20 protein-coding genes are annotated in these 22,038 nt (G+C 46.2%); all 20 read right to left on the bottom strand.

Annotated elements, in window-relative coordinates; all coding sequences use genetic code 11:
- Positions 1-5 precede the first annotated feature (5 nt).
- Positions 6-848 carry a 1,4-dihydroxy-2-naphthoyl-CoA synthase gene (menB, locus tag KHZ77_RS04730; protein ID WP_295196214.1) on the bottom strand — a complete coding sequence of 281 codons (843 nt, stop codon included), beginning with the start codon at positions 846-848 and terminating at the stop codon, positions 6-8.
- A 189-nt stretch (positions 849-1,037) separates the two neighbouring features.
- Positions 1,038-1,955 (bottom strand): 2-succinyl-6-hydroxy-2,4-cyclohexadiene-1-carboxylate synthase, encoded by a 918-nt coding sequence (gene menH / locus KHZ77_RS04725; protein ID WP_295196213.1) that lies wholly within the window; start codon positions 1,953-1,955, stop codon positions 1,038-1,040.
- On the bottom strand, positions 1,948-3,087 hold the full coding sequence (locus KHZ77_RS04720) for a thiamine pyrophosphate-dependent enzyme (protein ID WP_295196212.1): 1,140 nt from the start codon (positions 3,085-3,087) through the stop codon (positions 1,948-1,950). The genes menH and KHZ77_RS04720 overlap by 8 nt, the downstream gene beginning before the upstream one ends.
- Complete coding sequence (locus KHZ77_RS04715; protein ID WP_295196211.1) at positions 3,057-3,770, bottom strand: thiamine pyrophosphate-binding protein; 714 nt, start codon at positions 3,768-3,770, stop codon at positions 3,057-3,059. The genes KHZ77_RS04720 and KHZ77_RS04715 overlap by 31 nt, the downstream gene beginning before the upstream one ends.
- Before the next feature lie 135 nt (positions 3,771-3,905).
- Entirely contained in the window at positions 3,906-5,192 is a 1,287-nt protein-coding gene (locus KHZ77_RS04710; protein WP_295196210.1) for an isochorismate synthase, read from the bottom strand.
- A 248-nt stretch (positions 5,193-5,440) separates the two neighbouring features.
- A complete protein-coding gene (locus KHZ77_RS04705) occupies positions 5,441-5,737 on the bottom strand; it encodes a metalloregulator ArsR/SmtB family transcription factor (protein WP_295196208.1) in 297 nt (98 codons plus the stop codon).
- A 13-nt stretch (positions 5,738-5,750) separates the two neighbouring features.
- Positions 5,751-6,383, bottom strand: coding sequence for a hypothetical protein (locus KHZ77_RS04700; protein ID WP_295196206.1), 633 nt, complete (start codon positions 6,381-6,383; stop codon positions 5,751-5,753).
- The gene (locus KHZ77_RS04695; RefSeq protein ID WP_295196204.1) at positions 6,376-8,118 is read right to left on the bottom strand and encodes a DUF2157 domain-containing protein; all 1,743 of its coding nucleotides are present in this window, start codon (positions 8,116-8,118) and stop codon (positions 6,376-6,378) included. The genes KHZ77_RS04700 and KHZ77_RS04695 overlap by 8 nt, the downstream gene beginning before the upstream one ends.
- Before the next feature lie 63 nt (positions 8,119-8,181).
- Positions 8,182-8,631, bottom strand: coding sequence for a universal stress protein (locus KHZ77_RS04690; RefSeq protein ID WP_295196202.1), 450 nt, complete (start codon positions 8,629-8,631; stop codon positions 8,182-8,184).
- 179 nt (positions 8,632-8,810) lie between these two features.
- Entirely contained in the window at positions 8,811-10,055 is a 1,245-nt protein-coding gene (locus KHZ77_RS04685; protein ID WP_295196200.1) for a hypothetical protein, read from the bottom strand.
- Between the two features lie 223 nt (positions 10,056-10,278).
- The gene (locus KHZ77_RS04680) at positions 10,279-11,037 is read right to left on the bottom strand and encodes an amino acid ABC transporter ATP-binding protein (RefSeq protein WP_295196199.1); all 759 of its coding nucleotides are present in this window, start codon (positions 11,035-11,037) and stop codon (positions 10,279-10,281) included.
- A gap of 10 nt (positions 11,038-11,047) precedes the next feature.
- Positions 11,048-11,701, bottom strand: a complete 654-nt coding sequence (locus KHZ77_RS04675) for an amino acid ABC transporter permease (RefSeq protein ID WP_295196197.1) — start codon at positions 11,699-11,701, stop codon at positions 11,048-11,050.
- Positions 11,702-11,815: 114 nt separating this feature from the next.
- Positions 11,816-12,625 carry an amino acid ABC transporter substrate-binding protein gene (locus KHZ77_RS04670; protein ID WP_295196195.1) on the bottom strand — a complete coding sequence of 270 codons (810 nt, stop codon included), beginning with the start codon at positions 12,623-12,625 and terminating at the stop codon, positions 11,816-11,818.
- A 459-nt stretch (positions 12,626-13,084) separates the two neighbouring features.
- On the bottom strand, positions 13,085-13,582 hold the full coding sequence (locus tag KHZ77_RS04665; protein WP_295196193.1) for a hypothetical protein: 498 nt from the start codon (positions 13,580-13,582) through the stop codon (positions 13,085-13,087).
- A gap of 333 nt (positions 13,583-13,915) precedes the next feature.
- Positions 13,916-14,902: a tryptophan--tRNA ligase gene (gene trpS / locus KHZ77_RS04660; protein ID WP_295196191.1), complete on the bottom strand. Its 987-nt coding sequence runs from the start codon at positions 14,900-14,902 to the stop codon at positions 13,916-13,918.
- A 167-nt stretch (positions 14,903-15,069) separates the two neighbouring features.
- Positions 15,070-16,902: a glutamine--fructose-6-phosphate transaminase (isomerizing) gene (gene glmS, locus KHZ77_RS04655; protein WP_295196189.1), complete on the bottom strand. Its 1,833-nt coding sequence runs from the start codon at positions 16,900-16,902 to the stop codon at positions 15,070-15,072.
- A 405-nt stretch (positions 16,903-17,307) separates the two neighbouring features.
- Positions 17,308-18,663, bottom strand: a complete 1,356-nt coding sequence (gene glmM / locus KHZ77_RS04650) for a phosphoglucosamine mutase (RefSeq protein ID WP_295196188.1) — start codon at positions 18,661-18,663, stop codon at positions 17,308-17,310.
- Between the two features lie 3 nt (positions 18,664-18,666).
- Positions 18,667-20,280, bottom strand: a complete 1,614-nt coding sequence (locus KHZ77_RS04645) for an FAD-dependent protein (protein ID WP_295196187.1) — start codon at positions 20,278-20,280, stop codon at positions 18,667-18,669.
- The gene (locus tag KHZ77_RS04640; RefSeq protein ID WP_295196185.1) at positions 20,264-21,220 is read right to left on the bottom strand and encodes a CdaR family protein; all 957 of its coding nucleotides are present in this window, start codon (positions 21,218-21,220) and stop codon (positions 20,264-20,266) included. Before KHZ77_RS04640 ends, KHZ77_RS04645 begins: the two co-directional genes overlap by 17 nt.
- The gene (gene cdaA, locus KHZ77_RS04635) at positions 21,217-22,035 is read right to left on the bottom strand and encodes a diadenylate cyclase CdaA (protein WP_295196183.1); all 819 of its coding nucleotides are present in this window, start codon (positions 22,033-22,035) and stop codon (positions 21,217-21,219) included. Before cdaA ends, KHZ77_RS04640 begins: the two co-directional genes overlap by 4 nt.
- Between the last annotated feature and the right edge of the window lie 3 nt (positions 22,036-22,038).

The following is a 22,038-nucleotide window of genomic DNA, read 5'->3' as shown; positions in this document are numbered from 1 at the left end:
TCCTATTAAGGGAATTTAGGGAATTGTTTGAAATCAGGTTTGCGTTTTTCCTTAAATGCGTCGCGACCTTCTTTTGCTTCATCTGTAGTGTAGTACATCAATGTAGCGTCGCCGCCGAATTGCTGTAAGCCTGCTAAGCCGTCCGTATCCGCATTGAAGGAGGCTTTTAAGAAACGAAGCGCCATTGGAGACAATTCTAAAATTTCTTCACACCATTTTACAGTTTCTTCTTCCAATTTATCGAAAGGAACCACTGTATTTACAAGGCCCATATCCAGTGCCTGCTGCGCCGTATATTGACGGCATAAGAACCAGATTTCACGAGCTTTTTTATGACCTACCAAACGCGCTAAATAGCCGGCACCGTAGCCCGCATCAAAGGAGCCTACACGAGGACCGGTCTGACCGAATTTGGCATTTTCAGAGGCAATCGTCAAGTCACATACGATGTGAAGCACGTGACCGCCGCCGATAGCGTAACCGTTTACCATGGCGATAACAGGTTTTGGCGTAATGCGGATTAAATGCTGCAAATCCAATACGTTCAAACGTGGAATGCGGTCTTCACCTACATAGCCGCCATTGCCGCGCACGCGTTGGTCACCGCCGGAGCAGAATGCTTCTTTATTCACATCGCCGCCGTGGTTGGCACCGGTAAGCACAATAACGCCTACTTCCGCATCATCACGGGCAATGGTGAACGCATCGATCAATTCCACAACCGTTTTAGGGCGGAATGCGTTGCGCACTTCCGGACGGTTAATAGTAATCTTCGCGATTCCATTGTATGTTTCGTAAATTACATCTTCATATCCGCGGTCCAATACCTGCCAATCAAATTTACTCATAAGAACCTCCTTCAATGGGGACAGCGCCCCGAATCACTAAGAGTATATTATTAATACTATAATAAAACTGTGTCTATACTTAAACTACACGGTATTCATACTTAATTTACACAGTGTTGATTCTCAATTTACACAGTGTTGATTCTCAATTTACACTGTGTCCATACTCAATTTATATCGTGTCCACACTTAGCTTACACTGCGTTCATTAAAATCCATTAAAAACAGCGACACTATATCGTTAAATTCCTTCGGTTTTTCCACATGCACATTGTGACCTGCACCATTTACAGGCACAAAGGACACGTTTTTGCAGGGACTGAAAATATGCGCTCCGAAGTCCATATATTTTGCATCAAATGCACCGGCTACATAGAGAATTTCCAAGTCCATGTCTTTTATCTTTTCACCAACATACGGTGTAGAACCCTGTCCGGTACCTCGCAATGTATTAGCCAGCGCCTTCGGATCGTTGCTCAAACGTCTATTTTTTATCTGCTGCTGCACCTCTTCAGGCAACAATTTCTGAGAGCTGAAAATAGGCAGCTGTGACCAGGTGTTTTCAAACCACTGAATCGGGTGTTTTTCAATCACCGCAGCCAGCTTTTCATCATGGGCCTTGCGAAGCTGTCGTTCCACCGGATTTTCAATGCCCGGCGCCGCCGCTTCCAGCACGAGAAATGCGAGCCACTGCGGTTCATACATAGCCGTATACTGTAAAGCCATGCGCCCGCCCATGGAATAGCCCAAGATTCCGTACGGTTCATCACCCACCAAGGTGTGAATGAGCGTATATAAATGACGCACCGCCGTATCGAACGAATAGAGCGATTCGTCTTCAGGCCGATCGGAAAATCCGTGTCCTAAAAAGTCGATGCAGTACAGGCGAAATCCCGGTAAATCCAAGTTCGCCCACGTATCACAGGATTCGCTGAAGCCGTGCAGACAAATGAGGGGAAAGCCCTCGCCGCGTAAAAGCACATGATATGAAACGGAATCGATAGAAATGAACACATCTTCCGCATCGTGCAGAATCGTGTTTAATTCCTCCCGATCGCCCTGGTCATACACCTGTACTTCGTCCAGCATTTCAAATTCATCATTCATAATTTCGCACCGTATACTTTCTATGTAATGCACAACTTGTTTCGCGACCTGTCTTAATTTCCAATAATTGAATACCTTCTTTGTGAAGGCTCGCCGTCAAGGCTTGAGCAAATCCATCATAAGATGTAATCAGCTCGTAGTCAATGCCATATAATCTGGCCGCTCCTTCAAAGTCGGCAGCCTGCGGTGTGGCAAATAAATAATCGAAATAAGGTGTTCCCTTTTGTGGCAAATATTCGAAAATGCCGCCGTCATTGTTAAACAACACGATGGTAAGGGAAACGCCCGCCTGGCGCCCCAGGAGAAGACCGTTCATATCGTGTATAAACGACAAATCCCCGGTAACCAATACGGTTGGTTCACCATCTGATGCCGAAGCAATGCCCAGCGCCGTCGATTCGAGACCGTCGATGCCGTTCACGCCGCGATTCCCATACAGCGTAATGTTCTTATGACCACGCGACCAGAAATAATCAAAATCCCGAATGGCCATGCTGTTCGCCACCACTACATTCGAACCGTCCGGCAAGAGTTCCTGCATTTCATGTACAATGCGTCCTTCGAAAAGCGACGGTTCAGCCCCCACCTTTATAAGTGCGTTTCGCATCAACTGTTGTTCATGCATCCAGTCCTTTACGTAGGTTTTGACTGCGGATTCGGCTTTAAAGTCGGCTTTGGATTCAACTTTAGATTCAATTTTAGATTCAGCTGTCTCCTTACTCCCCGCACGATACTCACGAACAGATTGTACAAATTGAATCACCGAGGTTTCGATGATTTTGCTCGTCGTCACCATGCCGTTCCGATAGTCTATATTCGGATCTACCTGGATTACCAATACATCTTTACATTCCGTCAAGAATTGATGCACCCGTTTCGATACAGGCAGCTGGCCGAACAGCAAAATATAATCCGGTTTTAAGCGCTTGCGTACATCTGCATTCGTTAAAAATGCGTCGTAACTGTCTATAATATATTCATCAGAACTGCGTCGTACCGGTGACAATGGGTCTGCCAGAATTGGCGCTTCCAACATGTGAGCCAGTTCAACTATGCTATTTATATAGATTTCATCGTGCATCATGGCAGTTTTTTCGCCGCTTAGAATTTCTGTTTCTTCTGCGCGCAGCATTGTGCCTCTTCAGACTCTTGCGGATTGCTGTAAGGTCCACACAGAATAAGCCCGCGCTTACCTTCCAATTCAGCACCGGTGTACGATGTGGTCATTTCACCGGCTACATACTGAAACGGATGCGCCATGCGACCTTTTTCAAAATGTACGGGATCCAAATCCGGTACCAACGGCTCACGAAGGGGTACGTTGATTTGTACGGGACCTGCGCCATGACGGCCGCCCGCTTTCGCCTGCACCATAGCCCGTTGTGCTACGGCACGAGGATACTCAAAATCGTCCGGCGACGGTACCAGCTGTTCAAAGTGATTTACAAATTCACCGAACAGTCGCGTCTGGTCTATGGTTTGCGGTGCGCCCACAAACTGTTTTTCCATCGGTCTGTCCGCCGTCATAATCACCAGCGGTGTGCGGCTGTGTTTGGCTTCCACCACGGCCGGGTAATAATGTGTACCTGCCGAACCGGATGTGCAAACCAATCCCACCGGCCGTCCGGTCCGCTTGGCGATACCCAAGGCGAAAAAGCCCGCCGACCGTTCATCTACAGCCATATATGTTTTAAATTGTTTATAATTCGTAAATAGCATGGCCAGCGATGTGGACCGCGAGCCGGCGCTAAATACAACCTCTCTCATACCTAACGTATATAGCTCATCAACCAGAGCCGCCAAGTATTCGTTCATTATTACCTCGTTTATCTGTTAATTGTTTTGTATTCTGCCTATTACAAGCATTCTTATAGACTCTGCTTATTACATGCGTTGCTCTACCTATGGATTTCTGTAATAGTTATTGCCCATACCGTATGATAATTTACATCACAACGCTTCCAATATAGTTCCCAGCTTCGTCGCCGTTTCTTCGTATTCGCTGTGGCAGTCCGAATCGGCTACGATGCCGCAACCTGCAAAGGCGTACGCCTGTTTTCCCTTGATGAGAGCGGAGCGAATGCCTACTACAACGGTACCGTCGCCGTTACCTTCCAGCATCCCCAGCGGCGCCGCATACAAGCCGCGCTCATACGGTTCCTTCGCCGCCAATAAGGCCAGCGCCTTTTCGCGAGGCTGTCCGCCCATGGCCGGCGTTGGATGAAGGGCGCGCGCCCATTCTAAAATACCCTTATGTGCTGCCGGTGCCGTTAAAATTGTTCGCAAATGATACAAATTCTTCAGCTCCATCAGTTCCATAGGGCCTGAATGTACCACATTCGAGCTCCCATTTGATCTTCCGGCCATATCTTCCATGGTTCGGCGAATCATATCCACCACAATGCCATGTTCGAAGCAATTTTTCTCGTCATTCAGCAAGATTTGTCCCGACTCACGGTCGTTTGGACTTTGCTTCTTAATTGTGCCTGCCAAAGCGTAGCTGAGTACTTCATCACCGCACTGCTGCACCAGGATTTCCGGCGTAGCACCCAAGAACAGGGCCTCGCCTTTTTGATAGGCAAAGACGAAACTGTTTCTATTATTCACCAGCAATTTGCTGAGGATGGATTCTACATTAAATGTGTCTTCGCTTTGAAGTTCAACGGCGCGGGATGCAACGATTTTCACCGTTTCTCCGCTGTTGATAGAGTCTTTGATTGCCCCAAAGAACTCAGTCCATGCGTCGTAATCGTCGGTGGTCATAGTATAAATGTGACCTGTTCCGGCTTCACGCGCAGTAATTTGAGTGGCTTCACCATAAGCAACAGCATTGCCGGGCACAGCAGATTTGCCGCCCTTAACACCATTACCATAAGCAACAGTTTTATCGTCACTGTCACTATCCCCGACGATTCGTTGAATCTGTTCTTTTTCTAAAGACTCTTTAGCCCACAGGCAGCCCTCGGTGCCGTTCCACACATAGTAGTACTGAAAAGCCACGAGTTCATTGCCCATGTCACCCCAAAGAGGGGATTTTTTATTTTTAAAAAAGGTTTCACTATACCACACATAAGGATACTCTTTGACCTGATGTTCCTCAACGGACGCATCACGTACGGCACCGATGATATAGTGCTGTTTCGTAGGATCATACCAAAAGACGCGTTCTTCACCGTCAAAGCACTGCCATACAGACAGCGGCGTCTTTTGTAGTTCTTTTATTTGTATATAGTTCATAAAAACCTGCTTACTCTAATTAATTCGTTACAACTGGCGACTTATGATTGACTGTCAACGACTTATAATCGACTGTTTCTTGGTAATTAATTTTGTATATCTAATTAATTCGTAACAATTAATTATAATCCTTTCTTACATTATTTGTCTATTTTAAAAGGCGCTCGGTCCGTCCATTTTAAAAGGCATTCGACGAGTCCATAAAAAACGGAGATAGCCCGGCTATCTCCATTTTCTGTCTCTCTATATTACTGATGCGATACGTGTTCAATACCTTGTTGCAAGAGTACGGCCACGTGTTCGTCATTCAAACTGTACCAAGCTGTTTTGCCTTCTTTGCGGAAGGTTACCAACCGAGCCTGACGCAACACGCGCAATTGGTGTGAAATGGCCGACTGCCCCATGCCCATAGTCTCCGCAATATCGGAAACACACATTTCCGAGTTCAGCAAAAGCCGCACAATGCGAAGCCGGGTAGGGTCCCCCAACACTTTAAACAACTCAGCCAGTTGTTGAATATCTACACCTTCATGACCTAAATCCATGTTACATCTCCTATTACTGATTATTTTCCTGATTCTGTTGTGTAGTCACGGCCTTAGGTTCACCAATTTGAGATAATGGCGTACGACTGTCCAGTTCCTGTTGCTCCTGGCTTTCCGGCGCGGCCGTTTCAATCGACACACCTCTAGAGTATACACCTGTTACGACTGCATAGCCATCTTTAATTTTCAAAGTGGCTAACAAAGTGCCTTTATAGGTAGTGTAAAACTCCTTATTTACTTTACTTAAATCCAATACAACGCGGTCAATTAAGAGCTTAAATTCCACATTGCCCTGTTCCACTTTCGTAAGGCGTGCCAAAATATATTCGCCACCGGCAGGTTTTATATCCGTAGCGCCGGTCACTTCTAAAATACCGTTCGGCTTAGGACGTACGGTAATGTACACTTCTTCACCCACGGCCGGCACACTTTCACCGTTCCAAATCGTCTGACTGCCTAAGAATTTAACTTCCAAATAGTCGGAAGGAATCCAGCTGGCTGTACGGGATAAGGCTACAGGCCACTGATATTCACCGCCGCCCTGACGCAAAGATGTGGATCGTTGTTGGATAAAGAACGGGGACAGTATGGTTAAAATACCTACGATAACAAAGGCAATCCATTTAAGAGGCAATTTATTATTCATTGCGGTCCGCCCCCCTTCTGTGGTTCACGCGGCTCTCGGTTCCATGACCGGCATCTGTTTGATGATCCCCTACCGGACTTGGTCTGAACGGTTCACCGAATCTTGGCACTTCCACAGTTATATGTCCATGGTCGGACGTATGAGAAGCATCATTTCCACCAAACGAAGTCGTTTCATGGGCCGCTGTATTGGAAGTTCCATCCCCTGACATATTCAAGCCTGCATTTGAGTTTTCACCGCCAGCGCCACTCAAGGCTTCATTCGAAGTTTCACCGGACGAATCGTGTGAAATTTCGCTAATTGCTTCATTTCCACCGTCGCCGGTTGTAGCAGAATCAGCAGACGCTTTCACCCGTTTTTTAGCCACTGTACCGGACACATTGGTTACACCTGCCCCTTTACGGCGCAAGCGACGACCGGCACGGCCGACGGACGCATTAATCTGTTCCCGTTCTTCGTGCTTACGCCACATGTAGAAGGCGTTGACTACGAAAATTACGGCCCCTGCAAAAATGAATGTCATGCCCCGTTCAATAAAGGTAAAGGCCGGATCAAAGAAACGGGCCCCCACCATGGCCAATACTGTGAAGACACAGCCATTTACGAGACCTATGCGATTGGTCATACCGCCACGAAGGAGCATAATCAACGCTAAAATACCGATGTATGTATTAAATAAGATTGACGCTGTTAAGGACGTAAATCCGCTGTGAACGCCGATAATTAACAGACCTACAACAAGCGGACATGCTGTAATGAGCATTTCCAGGCCCAAGTTTTTACGCCATAAAGCACGAATGGCGCCGGCTACCAACACGAGGCCTAACAAGGCAATAAGCAATGAACCGATGCCCGGGGAGGTTGCGGCTTCTTCAGTCCATGTGCCCAGGAAGGTGCCCTGTACAACTACATAAATCAAGCCTAATGAACCGATACCGCGAGACGGCAAGGCCCACAGTCCCTGTTCTCTTGTTACGCTGCCCAAGGCGAAAATAACCGCGGACAAGCTGGCAATGAAGAAGAGACTCAAGGATAAATGATAGGATTGAATCGTAAAGAAGAACGCGCCGAATAAGGCGGCAAAATACGCCCATGCCAACCAGAGCACGGACAACAAACCTGAAGACTTGGAACGGAGCCGTTCAAGGACGAACGGTACACCGGCTGCCAGCAGGCCCCATAGCCAAATGGCTTCGCCCCAGATAGAAATATCGTGGGCCGATGTGCTCCACAATAGCGAAATCAACAGGTAGGCAATCATCATAAGCTGACTGCCCAGCACGTATACGAGCGGAATGGTCAGCACCATGATGATAAGGCAATAAATACCGATGCCTTCACCGGTGTAATAGGTGTCAGCCATTAAAAAGGTGACGCAAGTTAAAATTAACGTATAAAGTAAGCCCACCACTTCTGAAACTAAACTGCCCCGTGGTGCTTTCCAAATAGTACCACCCAGCATAATAACGGCCAGCAGAAGGAGCACGATGCACCAATCTAAACGGCCTGCCGGTGAAAAGCTGTACCAGTACCCCGCAAATAACAGGAATACGCCCAGCCCCAGCAATAACACACCTAACAATAAGATTAAAAGTCGACTCATGGAAGGTGTTTTCTTCGGCTTCACTTCGCCGTAAAACACCCTCATAGCGGCTGCATGTTCTTTGCTGATCCAGCCTTTTGATTCCCATTCCGGAAGTTGTTCATGAAGCCATACAATCTGCTGCTTATCCATAGAACCTCCATTTTAAAAAAGAGGCTTTGCCCTATGGCGAGCAAAGCCTCACTATTTAAACACTTATTTTACAACGAGGACAGGACAAGTTGAATGGCTCGTTACATAGCTGCTTACGCTACCCATGAATAAACCTTTCAATGGACCAAGTCCGCGGCTCCCCATAACAATAAGATCGGCATTGAATTTCTTTGCCACAGCTAAAACAGCAGGGCCGGGAGATCCAACTTCAAATACATTTTTAACAGCAATATCGGAAGGCACGTCTTTCGATACTTCTTCCAAAATCTTTTTGCCTGTTTCTTCCATATCTTCCGCGATCTGTTCAGATACATAACCACCGCTGATAGGTGTTTGATCAAAATTAGAAATAGCAGACACAATATTAGCTACGTGAACAATAATCAACTGTGCTTCATTACGTTCACAAATAGAAACAGCGTGTTGCAAAGCTCGTTTCGAGTTTTCAGAACCATCGGCCGGAACAATAATTGTTTTGTATTCTACTTTCATGTGAATCCCTCCCAAAAGCGAATTTCTTTTCGCAATGATTTCTTCTATAGTTAGGTATTCTCTATAGACCCGAAAAAATCCTTTTTTTATTTTATAAATTTAATTATTTTTCATAAAATTTACAGGTGCTCCGTTTCTCAAAAGCCGTTGCCCCTCATTTGATTTTTCCGATACATCTATTATAGAGTAATTGCCCCCGTTTGTACAATTCCCTGGTGTTGAATGCGGACGCCTTCCACTAGTTTCAACAACTCTTCTGTGCTCACATCCATGCCGGCCGGTGCTAATACACGTGCCACCACGACTTCGCCTTTATCAGTCAAAGTAACGTAGGCACCGAACTTCGTACCTTCTCCGGATGCGCTATTCAAAAGACCGCCTACAAGAACGCCCGTATTATGGTTGTCGATCAATGTACGATATACATCTAATTTAGCGCCGTAGTTTTTAACCAGCTCTTCCACATAGTAGTCGCCCATTTGCTGGCGTGCCGCCATCGTTGGATAGGACATGCCGCGTTCAATCGGAACCGATTGTTTCATCGGGAATAGGCCCACTTCAATGCGCATATGATCCTTCGTCAACACAGCCCCGGTGGTAGCGCGAGTGACAACTTTAAAACCGCTTGGTTTGATAAAGCTGATGTCTTCGCTAATTTCCAAATTACCCTTCGCTTTATATTTATCCTTCGTCAAGGTAAACGAAGGAACCAACGTTTTTACAACGCCTTCGCTCATAAAGTTCTGGTACTTGGTCGGATACATCATCGTCAATGTGTAACGATGGGTCGGATCTTCCTTCATGATAAACTCCGCATCAAAGAATGTGGATCCTGTCGCATTGTCGCCGCCTTCACGAACGAAGGAATCCCAGCGAGCTGTCGTAGCGCCCTTGAAGTCGAACAAGTCGCCGTCCAATGTATAACCGTTCAAGTCAGGACGATTTTGACGCCACAAGCTTACATACTCTTCTTTCGTCATGTTCGTAACGGATTTGTTATACCAAGTGGTATTCCACTCTTCCAGGGACACATTGCCCTCTACCGGATTGTCTCGTTTCGTAAAGGAAATGAGGAACGGTTCCGCAATGGAGCTTTCCGCCACGTTGAAATAGTAACCGCTTTCTTTCGTGCTGTCTTCCTTTTCCTGTGTAGTGTAACGACCATTAGTTAAACGCCATGGAATCACGATGGAATAGCCTTCGTGATTGTCGCGAATTTCCGTATCCATAATAGTGGCATAGGATTTATATGCAGCCGGCAAGGAGTTTTCTTCGTGAGCGCCCCGGGCTTCAAATACCTGCGACTCCAAAGCGGCCTTGCTCGTATCATACGTTGGCAGGCTGCGGGCCGAACTAAAGGACATAACACTTGTTAGCGCCACGGCCGCCAATGCTGCCGCACCTATTTTCCAGGATTGTTTCATCGGTTTTCCTCCATACACAAAAAGCGCTCACTTATAATAAGCAAGCGCCTCTTTATTCAATAAGATGCTTTGCCTTTTTTCTCTATGTTATAAATTATTATATCATATAAACATTATAACAGGGATTGAAAAAGGCTTTTATACATTTATAGCATAGCTTTCAAATTCAAGTTATACAAAACATCCTACCTTCATCACGCTTGCATGTATGCTCGCGTATATTTTACAGCATCGATTCCAAGAAGGCTTTCGTGCGGTCTGATTTCGGATTGCCGAATACTTCTTCCGGCGTTCCTTCTTCCTGGATAACACCGTCGGCCATGAAAATGATGCGGTCCGCCACTTCGCGGGCAAACGCCATTTCATGAGTTACGATAATCATGGTCATTTTTTCTTCCGCCAACTGTTTAATAGTGCGGAGAACTTCGCCGGTCAATTCCGGATCCAGCGCCGATGTAGGTTCGTCGAATAACATGATGCTCGGATTCATGGCCAAGGCGCGGGCAATGGCCACACGTTGCTTCTGACCGCCCGATAATTTAGCAGGGTACACATCTTTCTTTTCCCACAGACCTACTTTTTTCAGCAAGGCTTCTGCAATCGGTGCAATCTCCGCCACCTTCATGTTTTTTACCATTTGCGGTGCGATTAAAAAATTGTCCCATACAGTCATGTGCGGGAACAAGTTGAAAGACTGGAACACCATGCCCATTTGAAGGAGCAGTTTCTGCAACGTTTTCTTGTCCGCGTACACTGCGTTGCCGTCACCTTCCGTAGACGCCATGATTGTTCCGTTTACTTCAATGGTGCCGCGGTCAATCACTTCCAATTGACCCAAGCAGCGAAGGAAGGTAGATTTACCGGAACCGGACGGACCGATAATCGCCACCACTTCCCCTTTATCCATGGAGAGGGACACGTTTTTAAGAACAGATAAGCCTTCAAAGCTTTTTTCAATATTTTCCATGCGTATAAAGCTCATTGTAAGCCTCCTATTCGTCATAAACGGCATAGCGTTTTTCTAAGTAATTAAAGATGTTGGTCAATACGAATGTCATAACCAGGTAGAACACGGCAGCTACGATAAATGCGGACGTATCAAAGTCGCGTTGTACGATGCTGCGGGTAATACGAAGTACGTCGTTCATAGCTAAAATATATACTAAGGATGTATCTTTGAGCAAGTTGATTGTTTCATTGGCCAATGGAGGGAGCACGCGTTTGATCACCTGAGGAAGGATAATTTTACGCATTGTCTGTACATACGTGAAGCCTAATACCTTAGCCCCTTCATATTGCCCCTTCGGAATGGATTGGATGCCGCCGCGGAAGATTTCACATAAGTAGGCCGCATAGTTAAGCACGAAGGAAATGAGTGCCGCTGACGTGTCATCTAACTGAACGCCGATATAAGGAATGAATGGCAAGCCGTAGTAAATAAATAAGATCTGAAGCATTAATGGCGTGCCACGCATAACATATACGTAAAGGGACATGATCTTACGCACAATCCCGATTGGGGAAAGGCGCAAGAGAGCCGCTAAAATGCCGAATGGTACGGATAGTACGAGTACTACCGAAAACAATGACAAGGTTACACCCAACCCGTTGGCAATAACAGGCGTAATCTTCAATAAATAGTCCATGAAACTGACTCCTTTCAAAGAAAGAAAGGAGGTAGGATACCTCCCTTCTCAAGCTGTTTATTTACGTCCCCGCAAATTGGTTACAGCGTGTACGCCGTAGTATTACGAGTTTGCTTATTTAAAAGCATCTTTATTAAGCATAGTTGTTGTGCCGAACCATTTTTGTGCAATCTTATCGGCTGTACCGTCATTCATCATTTCTTTGAGAATGCCGTTGAATTTATCTCTTAATGCAGTGTCTTCCAAACGGAAACCAACGCCTACTTTGTCGTCGCTGTATGTGCCGTTAGCTACGCGGAACTTACCGGCGTTCTTAGTCATTGTGTACTGGCCTACGATAGCGTCAACTACGAGTGCATCGATACGGCCCAATTCCAAGTCCATGAAGGCATTTACGAAGTCGCCATATTTCTTAACTTCTTTGATACCGCGTTCTTGCGCATCTTTTTCAAGGATTGGTTCTACGCTGCTGCCCTGCTGAGTACCTACGACTTTACCTTTTAAATCATCTTTTCCTTGAATAGCGGAGTCGTTACGAACGATGATGATTTGTTGATCCAATAAGTATGGAGTGGAGAACAAGATGTTCTTTTCACGATCCGGAGTAATTGTTACGCCGTTCCAAAGAGCATCGATACGTTTGCTCTTAAGTTCAGCTTCTTTGCTGTCCCAGTCAATCGGTTTGAATTCCACTTCCATGCCTGCACGCTTCGCCGCTTCTTTCGCCAAGTCGATGTCGAAGCCTACCAACTCACCTTTGTCATCACGGAAGCCCATTGGCGGGAAGTTGTCATCTAAGCCGATAACAATTTTCTTCGGCAGCTCGCCGCCACCGTTACTGCTTGTATTAGAACCGCATCCTGCGGTAAATGCTACTACTGCGATTGTTGCTAAACCCATTGCTAACCATTTTTTTAATTTCATGATGTTCTTTCCTTTCTCAATTTCACAGTGTACCTTACTTGGTACCCACTGTCTACACTAAAATGTCGCTCTTACATTACATCTCGTTTTGCATACATACAAAGGCATGCATATATTGTTGTAAATCTTCATGTATTCCCCAATGATGATGGTCTACCATATGCCTCACCGCCTTCTTTCTGTACACTCACTATCATTAGAAATGGTTTGCAAACGGTAATAAAAAAATAGGTCCATTTGCTTATGGACCTATTGTACTTTATTTCGCTAAAGTTGTAAAGCGCTAAAATGACATTTTTTCACTTTTATTGCGTCTTTATGAGAATATGTTATATGCACTTCGCTCATAACTCTGATATCTTTCAAGAGTCACCACTTCAAGCATGTTTTCAATCGCTGCTGCGTCAGCCACAGCCTCAACTATCGCCGATATAATGATTGTTACATCAGCCACTTTATTTAATCGTCGCTACCGCTCACATGACTACGCTCATCGATAATCTCCAGGAGTTTCATCTTATCGCTGTATTTCATAAACTGCAGATCAACCACTACGATTAAAATCCCTCCCTGTTCGGTCACCATATGGATTTCCTCCCAGTTGGCCGTAAAACCGATGATACGTTCGTAAGGAATGTACGTGTAGTAATCATCACCGTGCCAGAGCATATCAATACGCTCCCACACGTTGGCGGGACGACGACGGATGACCAGTCCCTTGGCGGCCACGTACGCCAGCGGTCTGCGCTGACGGCTCATGCGCCAAATGCAGAAAAATATAATAATATAATCCATCGTTATGTGCGACCACGTACCACCGCGCTGTGCATTCCACAGCGACCAGGTGGCAAGTCCCCCAAAGATTAACCACATGACCCAGGATACTACGATATAATCGCTAAAAGAAGTTTCCACTTCGCCGCAGGGATAGCGGTGCGACACTTCATCCATATCCATAGTTTCCTCCTTCCGCCAACTATAAATGCACGCTTATACTTGACGCTTTAAATATATTTTTTGTTTCACATACACAAATCAATCCACTAACACTCATTTATGTATATAAAAAATCCACTAACATGCTTATTATGTGCATAAATCAACTCATAAATACTTTATATATATTATACGCCTTTTGAGGTGTATATTCCTTCTTATAAAGTATATAAAATTATTCAATCTGACAAACAAGCCGATATATATGTAATATATCGGCTCGTTCATTATAGTCATATGTATTTTTGTATAAGTTTAAAATAGCTGTGCTTCAAGCAAAGTACAAACATCTTATTATTTGCGGTGTAAGCCCATAGCCAATTCCACTTCGCGGTATGTTTTGCTTGCCTTTTCGCGCGCTTTAAGAGCACCTTCGTCCAAGATAACATCCAGTTCAGGGCTGTTGATGAGTTCGTTATAACGTTCATGAATTGGACGTAATGTATCAACTAACAGCTCAGCTACATCTTTCTTGAATGTGCCATAACCCTGGCCGGCATAGCGGGATTCGATCGTTTCATAGGAATCTTTCGTAATGGCCGCATAGATGCCCATCAAGTTGGAAATGCCCGGTTTATTTTCTTTGTCATAGTGAACGGAGTTGTCCGAGTCAGTCTGGGCCCGTTTAATTTTCTTAACAATTGTTTTTTCATCATCCAAGAGGCGAATAGTAGCCATCTGATTGTCATCAGATTTACTCATTTTCTTGGTTGGTTCCTGCAAGCTCATAACGCGGGCACCGCCAATGCCAAGCTTAATTTCAGGAATGGTGAACACTTCGCCGTATACACGGTTGAAGCGCTGCGCCAAGTCGCGAGTCAATTCCATGTGCTGCTTCTGGTCTTCCCCTACAGGCACATAGTTAGTTTGATACAGCAAAATGTCTGCCGCCATGAGCGGAGGATAGGTCAAGAGGCCGGCCGGAATGGAATCGCCCCGTTTTTGCGATTTATCTTTGTACTGGGTCATACGTTCCAATTCGCCTACATAGCTGATGGTGGTCATAATCCAACCCAAACGTACATGTTCAGGCACTTCGGACTGCACGAACAAGGTTACTTTTTTAGGGTCCAGGCCTACTGCCAAGTATAAAGCCGCCAAACGACGGGTGTTGGCAAATAATTCTTTCGGATCTTGAGGTACCGTAATCGCATGCTGGTTAACGATGCAATAGTAGCATTCATCCGAATCCTGAAAATCTAAAAAGTTACGAAGAGCGCCCAAATAGTTACCTAATGTCAACTCACCGCTTGGTTGAATCCCTGAAAATATTACCGCCATAATAATCCTCCTGTTATAAATAAAAGTGGCCGCACGAGTCGGCCACTTTCATACGCTCGGCAGTCAATGCCGTATATTACTACTCAAAGTATCAGCAATACAGTATAGGTGACCTGCTGCAACTCACATGTGCACGGTTCATTATATATACTATATCACATTCTGACTTATTCTACTGTTACAGATTTAGCCAAGTTTCTTGGTTTATCTACATCGGCACCGCGAGTAATGGCTGCGTAGTATGCCAATAACTGCAATGGCACAACGGCCAAGATTGGTGCAGTGTATTTGTCGGAACGTGGAACGAAAATCGTGTGATCCACATATTTTTCCAATTCTGTATCGCCTGCAAGACCTAAGCCGATAACAACAGCGTCACGAGCTTTTACTTCTTTGATGTTGCTCATCATCTTTTCGCGAACGTCTTCCTGTGTAGCCAAGGCAATTACAGGTACGCCTTCTTCGATAAGAGCCAAAGTACCGTGTTTCAATTCGCCGCCTGCATACGCTTCCGCATGGATGTAGGAAATTTCTTTCAATTTCAAGGAACCTTCCATAGCTACCGCGTAGTCAATGGAGCGGCCCAAGAAGAATGCATCTTCACGGAAACCGTAGTTTTTAGCGAACGCTTTAATATCGTCAACGGTTTCGAAAATTTCATTGCACAATGTTGGCAATTCATGTAAATCCGTTAAGATTTTTTCACGAAGTGCTTCGTCAAGTTTGCCGTTTAATTGGCCCAAGTATACTGCCAACAACAAGAGTGCCACTAACTGAGTGGTGTACGCTTTTGTAGATGCTACAGCGATTTCAGGGCCGGCCCAGGTGTAAACTACCTGATCCGCTTCACGGGCAATGGAAGAACCTACTACGTTAGTTACTGCCAAGGAACGGGCACCACGGCGTTTAGCCTCTTTTAAAGCGGCCAAGGTGTCGCTGGTTTCACCGGACTGGCTGATTACGATAGCCAAGGTGTTCTTATCAGTCAATGGATCGCGGTAACGGTATTCGGACGCAATATCCACTTCTACCGGAATGCGAGCCAACTGCTCGATGTAGTATTTAGCTACTAAGCCTGCATGGTACGCAGTACCGCAAGCAGTAATCAGAATGCGGTTGATGGATGCCACATCGGCAGGTTCCCAACCGAGTTCTTTATAAATAACTTCTTTATTATCTTTAGAGATACGACCGGTCAAGGTGTCGCGTATAGCCTTAGGTTGTTCGTAGATTTCTTTCAACATGAAATGTTCGAAACCGCCTTTTTCAGCTGCTTCCGCGTTCCAAGTTACATGGAATACCTTTTTGTTGATCGGATTGCCTTCGCGGTCAGTTACTTTTACAAAATCTTTACCAACGATAGCAATTTCACCGTCATTCATGATGTATGTTTCACGAGTGCGGTTGATGATAGCAGGAATATCGGATGCGATGAAGTTTTCACCTTTACCGAGACCAATTACCAACGGATTATCCTTCTTAGTACAGATGATGCGGCTTGGATCGTCTGCACATAAAATAACGAGAGAGTATGACCCATCGATGCGTTTAAGCATACGACGTACAGTCCCTTCGAAGTCTCCGTCATATAAGTCGACTAATAAGTGAGCTACCACTTCTGTATCAGTTTCGGATTTGAAATGATATCCTTTTTTCAAAAGTTCTTCTTTAATCGGCAAGTAGTTTTCTACGATACCGTTGTGAACAACTGCAAAAAGACCTTTTTCATCTGTATGAGGGTGAGCGTTCATATCAGATGGGCGACCGTGAGTAGCCCAACGAGTATGACCAATCCCTACATGCCCCAGATTAGGATCCGCTTTAACAATAGATTGCAAATTAGCCAAGCGGCCAACTTTTTTCTGCACTTTAATTACATTATTTGCACCGATAACAGCAATACCTGCAGAGTCATATCCGCGGTATTCAAGCTTTGATAAACCATCCATCATGAACGTCGAAGCGTCCTCAAAGCCAATATATCCAACAATACCACACATGGTTGTTTTCCTCCTTAAAAATAGACAAGAATGTGCTTCCTGCAAGCTCTTTGTTCCTTTGTCACCAAAAGGACTTTGCTTCTTGCATGACGACTGAAGCATGCCGAGAGGCATCCGCTGATCTTCGATACTCCTCTTCCTCGTCTACTGATTGAGCTGTCTCTCATCAGTGCCTGCGCTATTCGCCTTTACGAATTTGGTAACCTCCTTTTCTTATGTTTCGACAGTCTAGTGTACCTCCATTGCTATATCAACGACTCACCGGCTAATTAATACCTGTTTCATCGCATGATATGCGGCGGGATTTATCTATCCCGGGTGGGGCACTCCTATATTATAACGGATATGTCAATATATTGTAAAGAAGGGGCCCGAAAGCCCCTTCCCCACTGTATTTATATGCTATTATTCGTCAGCCAAGCCCTGTTCGCGGCCGATTGTTTCCGCAATGGTGTGGCATAAGCGTTCCAGCTGTTCCTGTTCAGGACCTTCCGCCATTACGCGAATAAGAGGTTCTGTACCGGATGGACGCACCAAAATGCGGCCGTCCTCGCCAAGTTCGCGAATCGCTTCGGAGATTTCCGCCTGAATGAGCGGATTTTCTTCCCAACCTGTCTTAGTCACAACGCGCACGTTGATGAGAAGTTGCGGATATTTCACCATGATGCCGGCCAACTCGGACATGGTTTTGCCGGATTCTTTCAACACGCTCAACAACTGTACGGCTGTCAACAAACCGTCACCGGTTGTATTGTAATCAAGGAAAATAACGTGGCCGGACTGTTCGCCACCGATGGAGTAACCGCCTTCACGCATTTTTTCCAACACGTAGCGATCGCCCACTGCTGTGGAGTAGGTCTGCATACCCATTTCCTTAGCCGCCTTATGGAAGCCGATGTTACTCATTACGGTGCCAACAATCATATTGTCGTGCAATTTATTCTGCTCTTTCAAATGTTTAGCGCAGAGGAGCATAATCTGGTCGCCGTCCAAGGTATTCCCTTTTTCGTCGATGAAGAGACAACGGTCCGCATCACCGTCATTAGCCACCCCAACGTCAGCACCGTGAGCGAGTACCGCTTCACGAAGGCCTTCCATATGAGTGGAGCCTGCATTTTCGTTAATATTAACGCCGTCAGGAGTTACATTGATAGCGATAACTTTAGCACCGAGGCGCTGTAAAATTTCAGGGCCTACAGTAGCTGCCGCACCGTTGGCGCCGTCATACACAACAGTTAAACCTTCAAGAGATACGTCGATTGTGGACTGTACGAAGTCTTCGTATTCACGAGCCAATTCCTGAGCCTGAATAATACGGCCGATGTCGCCGCCGATAGGGCGTGGTAATTCGTTTTCACCACTCTTACGACATAATTCTTCCAACTCATCTTCCACAGCGTCCTGCAATTTGTAGCCTTCGCCGTCGAAGAACTTAATACCGTTGTCAGGGAATTTATTGTGAGATGCAGAAATAACTACACCGGCATCCCATCCGTGCTTGCGCACCAAGTACGCCACAGCCGGTGTTGGAATAACGCCGGCAATTACTACATCGCCACCAACGGAGCAAATGCCTGCAGCCAATGCATTTTCCAACATAGCCCCTGAAATACGGGTATCACGGCCGATTAAAAATTTCGGTCTCTTTTTTGAACGACTAAAGTAAGACGCTGCCGCCCGTCCCAAATGATACGCTAGCTCCGGCGTCAGAAATTCATTCACCACGCCGCGTACACCATCAGTTCCAAACAATCTAGCCATTACTTATTCTCCTTCCATTGCCTTTAAAGGCTTGTATTCAGCCATAATACCAATTGCGGTTTCGGCTCCGTCTAATGCGGCACTCATAATGCCGCCTGCATAACCGGCCCCTTCGCCCATAGGATAAAATCCCTTTGCGGAAGGCGACTCGCGGTCTTCATCACGAACAATACGCAATGGCGACGACGTACGCGTTTCCACGCCGGTCATACATACATCAGGATTATCAAAGCCTTTAATGCGCCGTCCGAAATACGGCAAGGCCCGTTCCATAACGTCCGTTACATAGGTTGGCAAACATTCATGTAAGTCCGCCGGTACTACATCAGGGCGATACGAATAGGCTTCCGCCTTCGGCATCGTCCCGGATTGACCGGTCAAGAAATCGCCTACAGTCTGCGCCGGCGCCTTATAGGTACGTCCGCCCAGCACATAGGCTTTCGATTCCCATTCACGCTGGAAAGCTACGCCTGCCAACGGATGTTCGCCGAAGTCTTTCGGTCCTACTGTAACTACAATGGCGCTATTTGCACGACCGCTGTCGCGGGCATACAAACTCATGCCGTTTGTTACCACATGTTCTTCTTCCGAAGCGGACGCTACCACTTCGCCGCCCGGGCACATACAGAAGCTGTACGCCGTGCGATCTGTCTCTTTATCGTGATATACGAGAGAATATTCTGCGGCGCCCAGTCCCAGCTCTGCCGGTTCTACCCCATATTGCGACAAATCGATGAGCGACTGATCATGCTCAATGCGCACACCGATGGCAAAGGGCTTGCTCTCCATAGAAACGCCTTTTTTATATAGCATTTCATAGGTATCGCGCGCACTGTGACCTACGCCGGCCAATACTATGGAAGTTTCTATAATTTCAGAGCCGTTTACTTCTACGGCTGTCACATGATTATCTTTCAGTATTACATCTGTTACTTTCGCTCCGAAGCGCACCGTGCCGCCCCAAGCGATAATCTGTTGGCGCATAGCCTTTACCATGCCGCGCAGCACATCGGTACCCACATGCGGTTTATGTTTATACAAAATCTCTTCCGGTGCACCGAATTGCACGAAGTACGTGGCAATTTCATGGAGTCGCGGATGTGTAACACGAGTCGTCAACTTCCCGTCGGAGAACGTGCCCGCACCGCCTTCGCCGAACTGTACGTTCGACTCCGCCTTAAACGTACCGTCCTTCCAGAACGCTTCCACATCCTCGGAGCGTTGGTCCACATCCTGACCGCGTTCCAACACGATTGGACAGTATCCTTCGCGGGCCAGGTAAAATGCCGCCAACATGCCGGCCGGGCCAAAGCCCACTACAACCGGACGATGCGAAAGTGCTTGCAGTCCGTGAACAATCGGATCCGGTAATTTCGGCTCCATTACACTTATATTTTTGTCACGATGAAGCTTTTTCATAACTAACGCTTCATCCTGCACTTCCAGGAATAAAGTATATACAAAGGAAATATGCGGTTTCTTCCGCGCGTCTACGGCGCGGCGCACCACGTGGATGCGCTCCAGCTTTCCTTTAAGCACAGGATACTTATGAGAGATCAATTCCTCCAGTGTCGCTTTTTCCTTTACATCGATACGAAAATTAATCAGTCTTAACATCAGTATCTCCTAAATATTTTTTCATAATTTCTACTACTACATGAACTCTTGCCGGATTGGCGTTGTACATATCGCCGGACAATACATCGTAGTCGCCCTCGATAGTATTTGTCTGGTTAGCCAATGAAATCGGCACAGTTTTCACATCCGTAAGGCCTTTAATGCTGCTTTCCTTACCGCTGATAACTACCTGCTGCGGTTCAACGGATACGCTCTTAACTACGTAACCGTCAGGCACGGAGCCTACAAAATTAGGTGTTACTTTCAAGTTCTTTTCAAAACGGATCTGTTCCAACGTAATTTGAGCCTGTCCCTGATGTGGTGTGACTGTTACGCCTTCCACCTCATGGCCTACTGCATCGACAGCCACCAAGTTGCCGGACGCTGTAAAGTTAGCTCTCCGATCGGCCATCTTAACGCGTAATACCACATGGGCCACTTTGTCCACCCGATCCTTGGCACCGCTAATGGATAACACTTTAGGCACTGTATCTATGCTCTTAATGGCAATATCATCAGGCACTTTACCCGTCTGCTGCACTTCTAGCGGCATTTCACGCACGTGGTACTCGTCAATAGTAACAACGGCGGAGTCCGGCGTAATGCTTACCACATTCACACCGCCCGGTGGAACGAATTCAATCGACAGGTTCACCTGGCCCGGCGATATGTCACTCACATCTACATAGGCCTTCAAGGCGCTTTGGTTAACGGCCAAAATGCTGTTTCGAGGTCCCTGTAAATGCACCTTTACTTCTTTCGGCATATTTTCAATTACATAGTCGGAGCTGAGTCCCTGTACTTCTACAGGCACGGTGTAGGTAATATCTACAATCGGATTTTGTTCTTTCATAACGAAGAACCAAAGGAGAATCGCCCCGAGGAGCGATAAAATCTTGGCCACCCAGTGGCCCTGTATTCCTTGAATAAATCGCATCATTTTGAAATCCTCCATTTCCGCAAGAAGGATAACGTCGATTTTGGACGGTCCATAAAGGCGCGCAACGATTCACGGAGTTGTTCTTCCGGTAAATGACGGTAAATGTGTCCGCCATAGGTATAGGAAATTTTACCCGTTTCTTCGCTGACTACTAAAATAACGGCGTCCGCCTGTTCACTCAAGCCGATAGCGGCGCGGTGACGCGTCCCCAACTCTGTGCTGAGCGAGCGGTCCTGTGTGAGCGGCAATAAACAGCTGGCCGCCATAACACGGCTGTTGCGAATCACTACGGCCCCGTCATGAAGAGGTGTATTCGGAATAAATATGTTATTTAAAAGTTCACGCGATACTTTCCCATCGATTTCAATGCCCGTGTCGATAATTTCACCGAGGCCCACTTCTCGTTCAAAAACGATGAGCGCACCGATGCGTTCACGGGACATAACCTTTGCAGCCGCAATGACTTCGTTCAAAGTCTTGTCGATTTCCTCTTCACTTACATTCTGTGATTTGGAGAATAATCGGCCACGGCCTAATCGTTCCAAGGCGCGGCGCAATTCCGGCTGGAACACAACCGGCAAAGCAACCAGGAGTACGGTCATCCCTTGTTGGAGAATCCAGCTGATTACATGTAAATCGAAGAAACGACTTACGATATTAATTACGGCCAATACGATAAGCCCTTTCAAGAGCGCCATCGCACGGGTATCACGAATTTGTTTATATACATAGTATAAAAGAACCGCCACGGCAATAATGTCGACTAAGTCTCCGAAGCGGAATGTATCAATTAAGCCTTGAAGCTGTAATGCCATTTA

The sequence above is a fragment of the Veillonella sp. genome, from assembly GCF_018364065.1.
Classification (GTDB): Bacteria; Bacillota; Negativicutes; order Veillonellales; family Veillonellaceae; genus Veillonella_A.
The sequence above is the reverse complement of the archived record's forward strand: the minus strand, read 5'-3'. Positions and strand labels throughout refer to the sequence as shown.

What these genes read in the sequence shown, in the direction of transcription:
- menB (WP_295196214.1), bottom strand. Translation starts at nt 848, where the DNA reads ATGAGTAAATTTGATTGGCAGGTATTGGACCGCGGATATGAAGATGTA.
- menH (WP_295196213.1), bottom strand. Translation starts at nt 1,955, where the DNA reads ATGAATGATGAATTTGAAATGCTGGACGAAGTACAGGTGTATGACCAG.
- KHZ77_RS04720 (WP_295196212.1), bottom strand. Translation starts at nt 3,087, where the DNA reads ATGCTGCGCGCAGAAGAAACAGAAATTCTAAGCGGCGAAAAAACTGCC.
- KHZ77_RS04715 (WP_295196211.1), bottom strand. Translation starts at nt 3,770, where the DNA reads ATGAACGAATACTTGGCGGCTCTGGTTGATGAGCTATATACGTTAGGT.
- KHZ77_RS04710 (WP_295196210.1), bottom strand. Translation starts at nt 5,192, where the DNA reads ATGAACTATATACAAATAAAAGAACTACAAAAGACGCCGCTGTCTGTA.
- KHZ77_RS04705 (WP_295196208.1), bottom strand. Translation starts at nt 5,737, where the DNA reads ATGGATTTAGGTCATGAAGGTGTAGATATTCAACAACTGGCTGAGTTG.
- KHZ77_RS04700 (WP_295196206.1), bottom strand. Translation starts at nt 6,383, where the DNA reads ATGAATAATAAATTGCCTCTTAAATGGATTGCCTTTGTTATCGTAGGT.
- KHZ77_RS04695 (WP_295196204.1), bottom strand. Translation starts at nt 8,118, where the DNA reads ATGGATAAGCAGCAGATTGTATGGCTTCATGAACAACTTCCGGAATGG.
- KHZ77_RS04690 (WP_295196202.1), bottom strand. Translation starts at nt 8,631, where the DNA reads ATGAAAGTAGAATACAAAACAATTATTGTTCCGGCCGATGGTTCTGAA.
- KHZ77_RS04685 (WP_295196200.1), bottom strand. Translation starts at nt 10,055, where the DNA reads ATGAAACAATCCTGGAAAATAGGTGCGGCAGCATTGGCGGCCGTGGCG.
- KHZ77_RS04680 (WP_295196199.1), bottom strand. Translation starts at nt 11,037, where the DNA reads ATGAGCTTTATACGCATGGAAAATATTGAAAAAAGCTTTGAAGGCTTA.
- KHZ77_RS04675 (WP_295196197.1), bottom strand. Translation starts at nt 11,701, where the DNA reads ATGGACTATTTATTGAAGATTACGCCTGTTATTGCCAACGGGTTGGGT.
- KHZ77_RS04670 (WP_295196195.1), bottom strand. Translation starts at nt 12,625, where the DNA reads ATGAAATTAAAAAAATGGTTAGCAATGGGTTTAGCAACAATCGCAGTA.
- KHZ77_RS04665 (WP_295196193.1), bottom strand. Translation starts at nt 13,582, where the DNA reads ATGGATATGGATGAAGTGTCGCACCGCTATCCCTGCGGCGAAGTGGAA.
- trpS (WP_295196191.1), bottom strand. Translation starts at nt 14,902, where the DNA reads ATGGCGGTAATATTTTCAGGGATTCAACCAAGCGGTGAGTTGACATTA.
- glmS (WP_295196189.1), bottom strand. Translation starts at nt 16,902, where the DNA reads ATGTGTGGTATTGTTGGATATATTGGCTTTGAGGACGCTTCGACGTTC.
- glmM (WP_295196188.1), bottom strand. Translation starts at nt 18,663, where the DNA reads ATGGCTAGATTGTTTGGAACTGATGGTGTACGCGGCGTGGTGAATGAA.
- KHZ77_RS04645 (WP_295196187.1), bottom strand. Translation starts at nt 20,280, where the DNA reads ATGTTAAGACTGATTAATTTTCGTATCGATGTAAAGGAAAAAGCGACA.
- KHZ77_RS04640 (WP_295196185.1), bottom strand. Translation starts at nt 21,220, where the DNA reads ATGATGCGATTTATTCAAGGAATACAGGGCCACTGGGTGGCCAAGATT.
- cdaA (WP_295196183.1), bottom strand. Translation starts at nt 22,035, where the DNA reads ATGGCATTACAGCTTCAAGGCTTAATTGATACATTCCGCTTCGGAGAC.